This window comes from Cytobacillus gottheilii, from assembly GCF_900166665.1.
Taxonomy (GTDB): domain Bacteria; phylum Bacillota; class Bacilli; order Bacillales; family Cytobacillaceae; genus Cytobacillus; species Cytobacillus gottheilii_A.
The window spans coordinates 2,175,836-2,188,575 of sequence record NZ_LT800494.1 but is presented as its reverse complement, the minus strand read 5'-3'; the positions used below and the strand labels follow the sequence as shown (position 1 = coordinate 2,188,575).

Below are 12,740 nucleotides of genomic sequence, written 5' to 3'. Positions count from 1 at the left end.
CGAGGGTCCTCCGCTCCATTTCAATCATGTTTAGAAATATTAAATGTTAAACAAATAAAAAACCGAATGATTAGAAATATTCACTCCCTAATCATTCGGTTCTGTGGTTGTGTTAAATACTTATGTCCCAGCCTCTTTGCTAAAGAATATTCTTTCCGTAAAATATTTCATCCATCTCTGTCTGCAGCCGCTCTGTTATTTCTTCTTCCTCTTGCTCAGTGAGTTTGTCTTTCGTATAGCCAAATAAATAATTGTTAAGATCAAACTCCCTTATTTTACATTTTGTGTGAAACGTATGAGCTTGATAAATATTAACGTCGATCATATCAAATTCTTCTTTCACTTCTTCAGGGATATAGTTTTGGATTGAGCTGATATCATGGTCAATATATAGCTTTTGCCCATCCTTGTCCCTCGTAAACCCTCGGACCCGATAATCTATCGTCATAATATCCGTATCGAACGAATGAATTAAAAAATTCAAGGCTTTCAAAGGGGAAATTTCCCCGCAGGTTGATACATCAATATCTGCACGAAAGGTACTGATTCCTTCATCCGGGTGGTACTCAGGATATGTATGAACCGTAATATGACTTTTATCCAGCTGCATGACAACTGAATCAGGCAATGGTCCTGGTGACTCATCAAATGATTCTGTTGGCACCTCCACAACTGGTCCTTCTGACACTAATACTGTTACACTAGCTCCCTGTGGAACATAATCCTGTTGAGCAACATTTAGCACGTGAGCACCAATAATATCAGAAACAGTCTTTAAGATATAAGTTAATCTCTCTGCATTATATTGTTCATCAATATATTCAATATATGCTTCTCTTTCTTCTTTTGTTCTTGTATAACAAATATCATACATGTTAAAGCTTAATGATTTTGTTAAGTTATTAAATCCATGCAATTCAATTCTCTGCTCTGGTGTCAGTTTCATTTTATCCCCCTCTTCAACCTGTAAAACAGGTATCTTCTTTCTCTTATGTTACCCATTTAAGAGCTGAAAAAACAAAAGGAATAGATCTGTGTTTTATTTTCTCTAAATTAAGGGTAAAAAAGGAAGGAAGAAAACCTTCCTAATCCTCTTGTCTTTCAACTTTCTTCATGATGTAATAAACTAATCATTTTTAAGCAGGTGAACATGTGCGTAAATTAATTGTCTTGTCTCTTTTCGTTGCAGTTTTATATACAGCTTGGCCGGCATTGACAAATGAAGCAGAACAACAAGCAGATGCCTCTGTTCTGGAAAATTTAAAGAACGATTTGCTAGCCTTAAAAGAAAGTGAAGAAGTTTCTACATTCTTCACATCCTTCAAAGAAAATGCAGAAGCTTTTATTAATGACCTTGTTTCTACATTCCAAGGCGTAGCCGATCAGGAACAACAGCAAGATGAAATTTCAGTTGAACAGCCGGAATTAACACCACCAGATGCAGCAAGCTTTTCCATAATGAATATTGAAATGGGCGATTCCCGTTCTGATATTGAAAATAAATTAGGAAAACCTGAGCGGTCGACATCAAACGAATATGGTCAGCAATGGCATACTTATCATGACAACTATCACAATTTTGTAATGGTTACTTATATGGATGACTTGGCTGCCGGACTGTACTCTAATCAGGATGTCATCACTTCTAGCTATACAATCGCCTTTGGATCGGATAAGCAAGCTGTTCTTGAACAATTAGGCACTCCGCTATCGAAAATAAGAAAAGGATTTACCTACTATCAATTTGAGGAAGTTCGCGATTATGATATATTCGAGTTAAACGACAGCTATGTAACCGTTTTTTATGATCAGCATAACGATCATAAGGTGAAAGCAATGCAAATCATTGACGGGTCTTTAGAAGCTGAAAAGAGCGGATTCTATGGTGAACCAAATGAGGCATTAATGGAAGGCTTTGAATATCAATTATTTGATATTACCAATGCTGAAAGAGTAAGCAGAGGAATTAATGCATTAACTTGGGATGATCATGTTAGAGTTACCGCTCGCAAACACAGTGATGATATGGCAGAAAACAATTATTTTGATCACAATAATCTTGAAGGCGAGTCTCCTTTTGATCGAATGAAAGAAGATAACCTTGTCTTTCGAATTGCGGGTGAAAATCTGGCGTCTGGACAATTCAGCAGTATTTTCGCACACGAAGGATTAATGAACTCATTAGGACATAGAGAAAATATTCTTCGTGATGATTATGAATACCTGGGAGTCGGAGTCGCTTTCAATGAAAATCGGCAGCCTTACTATACTGAGAATTTCTATACAGATTAAAATAGTTGGTGGGTCAAAACCTTTTGAAGCACCGAATGTAAAAAAGCAAGCTGGAAAATTACTTCCAGCTTACTTTTATTTAATTTGTTTTATTCAATTATGGGCACTTTCTTTTCAATCTTTACTTGATCAATTCGGTTATCGACAACTGACAATATTTCAAATTCCAGGTGCTGATAATCAAACTTTTCCCCTTCTTCAGGGAAATAGCCAAGCTCTTTTAATAAGAAGCCTGCCAGAATGTCCTCATCTTCTGGAATTCTGCTTTTGAATACATCATTAATTCGTCTTATGGCCAGTTTGGCATTACAGATAATATGCGTATCTGTTAGTTCATCAATTAAAATGGTAGCATCTTCATCTGTTTCATCCTCAATTTCTTGTCCAAGCATCGCTTCAATAATATCTTCATGGCTGATAATTCCTCGAGTACCACCATATTCATCCAGGACAATCGCCAAGTGCTTTCGTTCTCTAGTCATGAGCTTAAAGACTTTTTCAATTGAATGAAACTCATACACAAAAAGAGGTTCATTATCTGTATAATCATGAAGTGTTTTGCCATCCTCTACAGACCAGGATAATAAATATTTAGAATGAAAAACACCAATGATATTATCCATATTGTCTTTATAAACTGGATATCTCGTGTAATGATTGTTTAACACAATATCACGTGCAACTTCAAATTCAGAATCATATGGAATCCCGATGATATCCATTCGCGGAGTTTTAAGGGCATCCCTTACATCCAAGCTGTAAAAATCAATAACACCTTTAATCGTTTGTTTTTCTTCAGACTTAAATGTACCTTCAACAGTTGCTATATCAACCATCGTGATCAAATCTTCTCTAGAAACGGAAACCGCATCTGGATCATCTTTTGATACCAGTCGTATAACCATTCTCGTAAATTTGGAAAGCAGGAACGTCAATGGCTTTAATATAAACATTAAGATTCTAATAACTGGGAATACAATAAAAGAAACTTTTTCGGAAAGAGAGGCCGCAATAGATTTAGGTAATACTTCCGCAAAGATAATAAGTGCAACCGTTAAAATACCAGTCGCAACCCCAACATTAAAGTTATATTCAATGGCAATGATCGTGACTAATGTTGGCAGCATAATGTTGGCAATGTTATTACCAATTAAAATTGCCGTAATCAATTCGTCTGGCTTTGATACGGTATCAAGTAATTTAGCAGCTTTTTTATCATTATTTTCAGCACGCGTCTTTAATTTCATTTTGTTAACAGCTGTTAATGCTGTTTCACTCCCAGATAAGAAAAAAGACATTAACATGAAAAATATAATAGCAATAACCAAAAAATCTTCCCCATTTCAATCATTTTTGTTTTTTTGTACCCTTCATTCCTATCATAATAACCTTTTTTTATTCTAAATATCCAATAATTACACTGCAAAATGACGTTCTTTAAATACTTTTATCATTATATTACTTACAGATTTTTATTCTTACCTATTACATATACAAAATACGGATGCCATTTTCCCTTTTATATATCAAAATTATAAAGGCTGTTTTCGCAAAAACTGGTGCTAGGAACTTTATTGAGCAGGAGTTAATTTCCGCTCCAGATGCTTCCTTTCCGCGGGGTGGTCAGCTTGAGCATCATCGTCACTTACGGTCTTGCGGGATTTCACCCGTCCCACTCCTCTCGCAGGAGTCTCTCATCTTATGCTCCAATCCACTAGTTTTTTATAAATAGAAAACTTGTCCAAAAACAACAATATATTAGAAAAGAGCCATTAAAAAATTTAATGGTTTACTTGAAGGGAATATGGTAACTTTCTTCGTCTATTAAGTGGCATGAAAAGAAAAGAAAAGAAAAAGGAGAACAAAAAATGGAATTTGATATTTTAATGATCTTGAAGGCAATTATTTTAGGTATAGTGGAAGGATTAACGGAATTTGCCCCTATTTCCTCTACTGGTCATATGATTATTGTGGATGATATGTGGCTGCAGACCGAATCTTTTTTATCAAAATATACGGCGAACACTTTTAAAGTTGTCATTCAGCTGGGATCCATTTTGGCGGTTGTTATTATTTTTAAAGACCGATTTATAGAAATGCTAGGTTTATCGAAGAAAAAGGAAAACACATCTGAAAATCGACAAAAGCTTAAGCTTTCAACTGTCATTGTAGGCTTAATTCCAGCTGGTATATTAGGCGTTTTATTTGAGGATTATATTGACGAGCATTTGTTTACAACCAAAACAGTCGTAATCGGCCTCGTTATTGGAGCATTATTTATGATCGCTGCTGATTTACTTTCCACTAAAAAGCCAAAGGTTGACACAGTGGAACAGATTACATATAAGCAGGCTTTTTCAATTGGACTTATCCAATGTTTTTCACTATGGCCTGGCTTTTCACGTTCTGGCTCCACCATTTCTGGCGGTGTTTTATTGGGATTAAGCCATCGGGCTGCCGCTGACTTCACTTTTATTATGGCAGTTCCCATTATGGCTGGTGCCAGCTTTTTATCGTTATTAAAAAATTGGCAGTACTTTACATTAGAAGCATTACCCTTTTTTATTGCCGGTTTTATTAGTGCTTTTCTTTTTGCACTGCTTTCGATTAAATTCTTTTTAAAGCTTATTAACAAAATTAAACTGATACCTTTTGCCATTTATCGCATTGTTTTGGCCATTGTCATTTACTTTGTTTTTCTATAAAACAAAAGCTTTTTTATAACATAAGGTTACCAGTATCTTAAGCATTATTTTTGGTCACAGCGGACACAATTGTTAGAATGTATGTACTTACATTTTTATTAGAAAGAAGCTGAGAACAGATGACAAACGTAAAATATTCGGTACTGGATTTAGCACCTGTCGTTGAAAATAGTACGGTGAGAGACTCCTTAATGAACACTTTAGATTTAGCACAGCATGCAGAAAGGTGGGGGTATGAGCGCTTCTGGCTGGCAGAACATCATAATATGCCTGGCATTGCAAGCTCTGCCACCTCAGTAGTTATTGGCCATGTTGCTGCAGGCACTTCAACCATTAGAGTCGGTTCAGGCGGTGTTATGCTGCCCAATCATGCTCCATTAGTCATTGCTGAACAGTTTGGAACACTTGAATCCCTTTTCCCAAACCGAATTGATCTTGGATTAGGACGCGCACCGGGTACAGACCAAGTGACGGCAATGGCATTGCGCAGAGATCGGCACAGTGACGGCAATGACTTTCCTGAACAGCTGGAGGAATTGAGAGCTTATTTTAATCCTTCATTAAGTGAACATACTCCGGCTGTATCTGCAGTTCCAGGTGAAGGTCTTTCCATTCCGATTTGGCTGTTAGGCTCAAGCGGTTTTAGTGCACAGCTTGCGGGTCAGCTTGGATTGCCGTTCTCCTTTGCTAGTCATTTTTCACCTGAGAATACCATTCCTGCTATTAATTTATACAGAAGAAGCTTCACTCCTTCCCCTGTTCTTAGCGAGCCTTATGTTATGGTTGGTGTAAATGTAATTGCAGCAGATGAAGAACAAGAAGCCAAAAGAATAGCCACATCCATGCAGCAATCCTTTCTTGGCTTAATCCGCAATGAACGGGGAAAATTAAAAGCGCCAATTGATGAAATTGAAGCATTTTGTACTCCATATGAAAAGGCAATTCTTGATAAGCAGCTGGGATCCTCCATTGTTGGAGATGCTTCCGTAATTGAAGAAAAATTGTCTTCTTTTATTGCTGAGACTGGTGCAGATGAAATCATTGTCAATGCACAAATCTATGATCATCGTGACCGACTGCGTTCCTATGAGATTGTTTCAGAAGTAATGAAAAAATATAACAATAAATAAAAATGCAAAAAGGCTTTCCAATATCCTATGTCGGGGTATGGAGAGCCTTTTTCATATTCATTATTCACTGCCTTATACTAGCTAGGCTTTAGCTTTTTTGTGGTGGAGTTAATTCATCCACTAATCTTTCAGCCAGCCGTCTGTACAAATTGCTCATCTGTACAATGGATGTTATTAGAAGAATTTGCTTTAGCTCGTCCTCTTGTTCCTGAAACGATTGCTGTATCAGATCAATGGTTTCTTTCTGCTTATCTTCCGCATGACTTTTAAAATCTTCGATGTTTTGTTTGAAAATTTTGAGGTAACTATTATAGAAATCTTCTAATTCAAACGCTGAATCATGATGCTTTTCATTAAGCCCATCCAGTGTTGTTTTGATATCATTTATAGATAAGCCTCCCTTTAATTGGTAGATGAGGCTAATCAGGATGATATGTTCCTTAGAATATTTCTTGTTTTTAACAGGAAAAAACAGTTTCCCTTTTGCATAGTTGTTAATCATTGTTTTGGTTAATACTTTTTCATCTTCATTACGTTTTGCTTCTAAATATTTATTTTCGAACAGCTGAATAACCTGATCCATATATAGGTCGATCTGCGGGATTTCTTCTAATGAAATATGCTTGTCCAAAGCCATATTATTCAAGATATCAGTCATTTCCTTCATTTTGTTTAAACCCTCTATTTCCAAAGTATTAGTATGTTCATATTACTTTATATTTTCTAGTATGTAAATGTTGACTACATGATAAAATACGTATATTATTATAAGTAGTTATCAATACTACATAAAAACGATAGCACAATGATGTAAAAATGAAGGAGGATGCAGCCATGACATCTTATATTCGAGAACCTATTAACGGACTTACCCACCTTGCCGGAGCGATACTCTCTTTTATCGCCTTACTTGCCATGGTGGTCAAGGCAGCAATGACAACAACATCTGCAATTGCCATTACAGCTGTGATTATTTTTGGAATTAGTATGATTTTGCTTTATGCCGCTTCAGCGACCTATCATATGGTCATTGCAAAGGACAAAGTGATTGCTTTTCTAAGACGCCTGGACCATTCAATGATTTTTGTTTTGATTGCTGGTTCTTATACTCCTTTCTGTTTAATTAGTCTAAACGGAGTAACCGGGTGGGTTTTATTTACAATCGTATCCGTTATTGCAGTATTGGGTATTACCTTTAAGATGATCTGGTTTAACTGCCCTCGCTGGCTTTCTACCGCCCTTTATATTGGAATGGGCTGGATTATTATTTTTGCGTTTGCACCGTTAAGTGAAACATTAAGCACTACAGGTGTTTTCTTATTAATCTTCGGTGGTGTCTTGTACACAATTGGCGGAGTTATTTATGCCGTTAAGCCAAAATTTCTTGAGTTCAAACATTTGGGGTTTCATGAAATTTTTCACATTTTTATTATGCTTGGAACCACTGCTCATTTTTTAAGCGTGTTTATGTACGTATTGTAATAGAAGGATAAATGGTCATTAAAGGCATTGAAAAAGGAATCCAGTATATTCTTGGATTCCTTTTTTTTATGCGTGAAACAATAAATCTTAACAATTGTCATCGCAGTAAGGTAACTCTTATAGCTTCGTAAAATATGGCTCGTATTTAGGATTTGTATAGTAAGGCGGTCTTGGGCCAATTTTAGCCAATTCAAATGGAATTTCGTTATTAGCATAAAAAACTTCCTCTTTGTCACTTGTTTCGTCGATCAGTAAGTATTTCACTTCTAAATTTACGTAATATGGCAGCATTTCTTTCTCGTCTCCTCCCTTAACTCCAGTCGTGAACACTATATGCAAATCCTCCTAGATTTGAGCATGTCTTTTTTAAAGGCATGCATCAATACCCAGGCACAAATTGGGCATATGCATCATAAGGTAATTTGACTGCACGAAAAGGAGGCAATACTGTGTCTAACAATGAGTATGAACATCTTGGAAAGCAAGAATATCCAATGTATCCGAATTTCGGGAAAATAACAAGATATGAGGAAATTCCTCTCGCAGTACCAGAGCAGCGTCAATATCGCCAGCCAGGTGAAGAAAGTTTAATGGTGCCAAAACCGATTGTTGAAAATCCTAATTATAGAGGAAGCGGAAAACTTAGCGGAAAAACGGCCTTAATTACTGGTGGAGACAGCGGAATGGGTGCAGCCGCAGCCATTGCTTTTGCTAAAGAAGGTGCCGATGTCGCCATTGCCTATCTCGATGAACACGAGGATGCTGATCGGACAAAAAGAAGAATTGAAGCAATCGGCAAACGCTGTTTATTATTGCCAGGAGATCTGCGGGATAAAGAGCAGTGTATAAAAATAGTAGAAGAAACGGTAGAAGTATTCGGAAAGCTCGATATTCTATGCAATCATGTCGGCATTCAATTCCACCAAAATAGCTTATTGGATATAAGTGATGAACAATTTGATGATACATTTAAAGTGAATATTTATTCTCATTTTTATACGACACGAGCAGCACTGAAATACTTAAAGGCAGGCAGTTCAATCATCAATACGGCTTCGATTGTTGCATATGAAGGCAATGATCTGCTGATTGACTATACAGCTACAAAGGCTGCGAATGTTGGCTTCACGCGTGCACTGGCAAATAATGTAGTAAAGGACGGCATTCGTGTAAATGCGCTTGCTCCAGGAAAAGTATGGACACCGCTAATTCCTTCCAGTTTTTCAGCCGATCAGGTTGCACTGGCTGGAAATCCAATGAACAGAATGGGTCAGCCATTTGAATTAGCACCAGCATTTGTCTTCCTTGCCTCAGATGACTCCCGCTTTATGACTGGGCAAACCTTGCATGTAAATGGCGGGCAATGGACTTCTTCGTAAAAAGGGTAAAATCTCCGCTTATTTTTCACTGGGTCCAATTCGAATTCATAATGTAGTAACATTGGAAAAGAGCTACAAAAAGAGGCTGGGACAAAACGAAACTACTATTTGTAAAACACGAATGTTCATTTTCAAAGTTTACGTGTTTACACAAGCCCGTTCCACCTGCACTCCAGACCCTAGCTTTCCATGGGGAGGAAGCTGAGCCTCCTCGGAGCAAAGCTCCTGCGGGGTCTCAGCTTTTCCTCTATTGCCCATAGGAGTCGAGGGTCCTCCGCTCCATTTCACTCATGTTTAGAAATATTAAATGTTAAACAAATAAAAAACCGAATGATTAGAAAGATGCACTCCCTAATCATTCGGTTCTGTGGTTGTGTTAAATACTTATGTCCCAGCCTCTTTCTTACCTCCAGTCAATAGTTTTTTTAAAAATTATTTGCTCGAGGTTATGTTTTTTGTCTAGCAGGGGGACAGCCCTCTAGTAAATAAATCATGTGTATGACAAAAAGACCTAACGAGTTTACTTTTTTTCGCAAGGCCATTGTGCTATAGTTTAATTATCCTTACTTACGATTTTTGAGCTGGTAGTGCGGACTCATAGTCGTATAATATGCCGTGTGTAATAAGATGAAATGCGACTTTCAAAAACTTATTCATACACGCTACAATCGCAACCTTATGGGGCTTACCTTGAGGTTGCTTTTTTAGTTTGTAGTAATAGTCAACGAGATGATTAGGCACTTTTTTTCTCATAAGCATTGTTTTCATCATAAAGAAAAGAATCTTTCTTAATTTCTTATTCCCTCGCTTATTGATACGATCTTGATAATGTGTATTCCCAGATTGATACCGCATGATATCGATCCCAACATAAGCGTTTATTTGCTTCGAGTTTTTAAAGCGTCTAATATCACCTAGCTCCCCAATTAATCGGCATGCCGTTGCGTCACCAATTCCAGGAATAGAACGTAAAATCTTAAACTCCTTTCTTTTCATAGATAGCTCAGCCATTTGTCTAATGAGCTGTTCCTTTTTGTCCTTTAAATCCGCAATCCGACGTGCGTAATCTCTTACCTGCTCACAGCGAATGTCACTGGATTCAATTGCCGGATACGAATGTTGTGCAGCTTCAAGTAAAACAATGGCTTTTTTCTCAGCACGTTCTGCAGATAAGTTCTTTTGTGTATTCCTCTTTAAGTTATTTTTGATGACTGTTTTTGAATGGGCCAACAATAATGCCGGATGTGGGTACAGCTGGACAAAATTTAAAAACAGAGCTGATTTAGGTGTAATTAGCCGTTCCAATTCTGGAAATGATAATTGTAAAATTGCATGCATTCGGCTGCGTAAGTAGGTCATCTCTTCAGCTGTTTCATCATAATACCGTGTTATTGCACGCATTTGTTCATAATACTCATCTTGCGTATAGGTTTTCTCGCGTTCCATTTTAAAATGTGATTTGGCAAGTTCGTGTGCATCATTGATATCTGTTTTATGGCGACGCATTGTAGCCATTTGTAAGTTCGCTTCTAGTGGATTCATTCGGTAATAGGTATAACCGTAATCACAAAGGAACTTTTCTATCGGTTTTGAATACACGCCTGTTGCTTCAAACACGATTTCAGGTTGTTCCCCATCGAGAGAAGATAGCTCCTCAATACGACTTTGAAGGCGTTCAAAATCAGCACGTGTATGATGTATTTCTCCTTCAAATTCACAGCGCTTATAACGGTTGTAAATGACAAAATGACTTTTGCCTTTACTTATATCTAAAGCGATGACATGTTGCATAAAACCTTCTCCTTTTTAGCCAATCATAGAAGTCTTCACATTGCCTTACCGATTCCATTTTCTTATACACGATCTCTATGGACCCAACATACTAAACTGATTCAAATAAGGGTGTGAAGTTGGTCTGTTTTTAATACGGACTCTTATGTGGCCCCAGAGGCTGTTCGACCTTCCTTCACTTCTACTATATAAAAATAGTAGCACAAACCATGGCCTTGGTCTGTGCTACTAATCTTAGTATGTTTATTTTTATATTTACGTTGCTCATCCATCCTGTTCGTTCATTATGAATGTTTTGTCTATCTCTGCTTATTGACATCACTGAACATCAGTGAATGTTATGCNGTGTTAAATACTTATGTCCCAGCCTCTTTCTTACCTCCAGTCAATAGTTTTTTTAAAAATTATTTGCTCGAGGTTATGTTTTTTGTCTAGCAGGGGGACAGCCCTCTAGTAAATAAATCATGTGTATGACAAAAAGACCTAACGAGTTTACTTTTTTTCGCAAGGCCATTGTGCTATAGTTTAATTATCCTTACTTACGATTTTTGAGCTGGTAGTGCGGACTCATAGTCGTATAATATGCCGTGTGTAATAAGATGAAATGCGACTTTCAAAAACTTATTCATACACGCTACAATCGCAACCTTATGGGGCTTACCTTGAGGTTGCTTTTTTAGTTTGTAGTAATAGTCAACGAGATGATTAGGCACTTTTTTTCTCATAAGCATTGTTTTCATCATAAAGAAAAGAATCTTTCTTAATTTCTTATTCCCTCGCTTATTGATACGATCTTGATAATGTGTATTCCCAGATTGATACCGCATGATATCGATCCCAACATAAGCGTTTATTTGCTTCGAGTTTTTAAAGCGTCTAATATCACCTAGCTCCCCAATTAATCGGCATGCCGTTGCGTCACCAATTCCAGGAATAGAACGTAAAATCTTAAACTCCTTTCTTTTCATAGATAGCTCAGCCATTTGTCTAATGAGCTGTTCCTTTTTGTCCTTTAAATCCGCAATCCGACGTGCGTAATCTCTTACCTGCTCACAGCGAATGTCACTGGATTCAATTGCCGGATACGAATGTTGTGCAGCTTCAAGTAAAACAATGGCTTTTTTCTCAGCACGTTCTGCAGATAAGTTCTTTTGTGTATTCCTCTTTAAGTTATTTTTGATGACTGTTTTTGAATGGGCCAACAATAATGCCGGATGTGGGTACAGCTGGACAAAATTTAAAAACAGAGCTGATTTAGGTGTAATTAGCCGTTCCAATTCTGGAAATGATAATTGTAAAATTGCATGCATTCGGCTGCGTAAGTAGGTCATCTCTTCAGCTGTTTCATCATAATACCGTGTTATTGCACGCATTTGTTCATAATACTCATCTTGCGTATAGGTTTTCTCGCGTTCCATTTTAAAATGTGATTTGGCAAGTTCGTGTGCATCATTGATATCTGTTTTATGGCGACGCATTGTAGCCATTTGTAAGTTCGCTTCTAGTGGATTCATTCGGTAATAGGTATAACCGTAATCACAAAGGAACTTTTCTATCGGTTTTGAATACACGCCTGTTGCTTCAAACACGATTTCAGGTTGTTCCCCATCGAGAGAAGATAGCTCCTCAATACGACTTTGAAGGCGTTCAAAATCAGCACGTGTATGATGTATTTCTCCTTCAAATTCACAGCGCTTATAACGGTTGTAAATGACAAAATGACTTTTGCCTTTACTTATATCTAAAGCGATGACATGTTGCATAAAACCTTCTCCTTTTTAGCCAATCATAGAAGTCTTCACATTGCCTTACCGATTCCATTTTCTTATACACGATCTCTATGGACCCAACATACTAAACTGATTCAAATAAGGGTGTGAAGTTGGTCTGTTTTTAATACGGACTCTTATGTGGCCCCAGAGGCTGTTCGACCTTCCTTCACTTCTACTATATAAAAATAG

11 protein-coding genes are annotated in these 12,740 nt (G+C 37.2%); 5 read left to right on the top strand and 6 right to left on the bottom strand.

What is annotated here, in order from left to right; all coding sequences use genetic code 11:
- Window positions 1-139: 139 nt before the first annotated feature.
- Window positions 140-946 carry an adenosylmethionine decarboxylase gene (gene speD, locus B7E07_RS10865; protein ID WP_080845889.1) on the bottom strand — a complete coding sequence of 269 codons (807 nt, stop codon included), beginning with the start codon at window positions 944-946 and terminating at the stop codon, window positions 140-142.
- Between the two features lie 206 nt (window positions 947-1,152).
- On the opposite strand from speD, the gene B7E07_RS10860 reads away from it, so the two are divergent.
- Window positions 1,153-2,292 (top strand): CAP domain-containing protein, encoded by a 1,140-nt coding sequence (locus B7E07_RS10860; protein ID WP_080845888.1) that lies wholly within the window; start codon window positions 1,153-1,155, stop codon window positions 2,290-2,292.
- An 89-nt stretch (window positions 2,293-2,381) separates the two neighbouring features.
- Here the strand turns inward: B7E07_RS10860 and B7E07_RS10855 are convergent, their stop codons facing one another.
- The gene (locus B7E07_RS10855) at window positions 2,382-3,620 is read right to left on the bottom strand and encodes a hemolysin family protein (protein ID WP_080845887.1); all 1,239 of its coding nucleotides are present in this window, start codon (window positions 3,618-3,620) and stop codon (window positions 2,382-2,384) included.
- A 540-nt stretch (window positions 3,621-4,160) separates the two neighbouring features.
- Here B7E07_RS10855 and B7E07_RS10850 point away from each other — a divergent pair.
- The gene (locus tag B7E07_RS10850; protein WP_080845886.1) at window positions 4,161-4,997 is read left to right on the top strand and encodes an undecaprenyl-diphosphate phosphatase; all 837 of its coding nucleotides are present in this window, start codon (window positions 4,161-4,163) and stop codon (window positions 4,995-4,997) included.
- Window positions 4,998-5,116: 119 nt separating this feature from the next.
- Window positions 5,117-6,127 carry an LLM class flavin-dependent oxidoreductase gene (locus B7E07_RS10845; RefSeq protein ID WP_080845885.1) on the top strand — a complete coding sequence of 337 codons (1,011 nt, stop codon included), beginning with the start codon at window positions 5,117-5,119 and terminating at the stop codon, window positions 6,125-6,127.
- 88 nt (window positions 6,128-6,215) lie between these two features.
- Here the strand turns inward: B7E07_RS10845 and B7E07_RS10840 are convergent, their stop codons facing one another.
- On the bottom strand, window positions 6,216-6,794 hold the full coding sequence (locus B7E07_RS10840; RefSeq protein ID WP_080845884.1) for a DUF1836 domain-containing protein: 579 nt from the start codon (window positions 6,792-6,794) through the stop codon (window positions 6,216-6,218).
- A 167-nt stretch (window positions 6,795-6,961) separates the two neighbouring features.
- On the opposite strand from B7E07_RS10840, the gene trhA reads away from it, so the two are divergent.
- Entirely contained in the window at window positions 6,962-7,609 is a 648-nt protein-coding gene (gene trhA / locus B7E07_RS10835) for a PAQR family membrane homeostasis protein TrhA (protein WP_080845883.1), read from the top strand.
- Window positions 7,610-7,726: 117 nt separating this feature from the next.
- On the opposite strand, the gene B7E07_RS10830 is transcribed toward trhA, so the two are convergent.
- A complete protein-coding gene (locus B7E07_RS10830; protein WP_080845882.1) occupies window positions 7,727-7,939 on the bottom strand; it encodes a hypothetical protein in 213 nt (70 codons plus the stop codon).
- Window positions 7,940-8,103: 164 nt separating this feature from the next.
- Here B7E07_RS10830 and B7E07_RS10825 point away from each other — a divergent pair, with 164 nt between their 5' ends.
- A complete protein-coding gene (locus B7E07_RS10825) occupies window positions 8,104-8,988 on the top strand; it encodes an SDR family oxidoreductase (RefSeq protein ID WP_080849163.1) in 885 nt (294 codons plus the stop codon).
- Window positions 8,989-9,555: 567 nt separating this feature from the next.
- Here B7E07_RS10825 and B7E07_RS10820 read toward each other — a convergent pair.
- Together B7E07_RS10820 and B7E07_RS10815 are read right to left on the bottom strand one after the other, a co-directional pair.
- Window positions 9,556-10,779 (bottom strand): IS110 family RNA-guided transposase, encoded by a 1,224-nt coding sequence (locus B7E07_RS10820; protein ID WP_080845490.1) that lies wholly within the window; start codon window positions 10,777-10,779, stop codon window positions 9,556-9,558.
- Between the two features lie 539 nt (window positions 10,780-11,318).
- Window positions 11,319-12,542, bottom strand: a complete 1,224-nt coding sequence (locus B7E07_RS10815) for an IS110 family RNA-guided transposase (RefSeq protein ID WP_080845490.1) — start codon at window positions 12,540-12,542, stop codon at window positions 11,319-11,321.
- Window positions 12,543-12,740 lie beyond the last annotated feature (198 nt).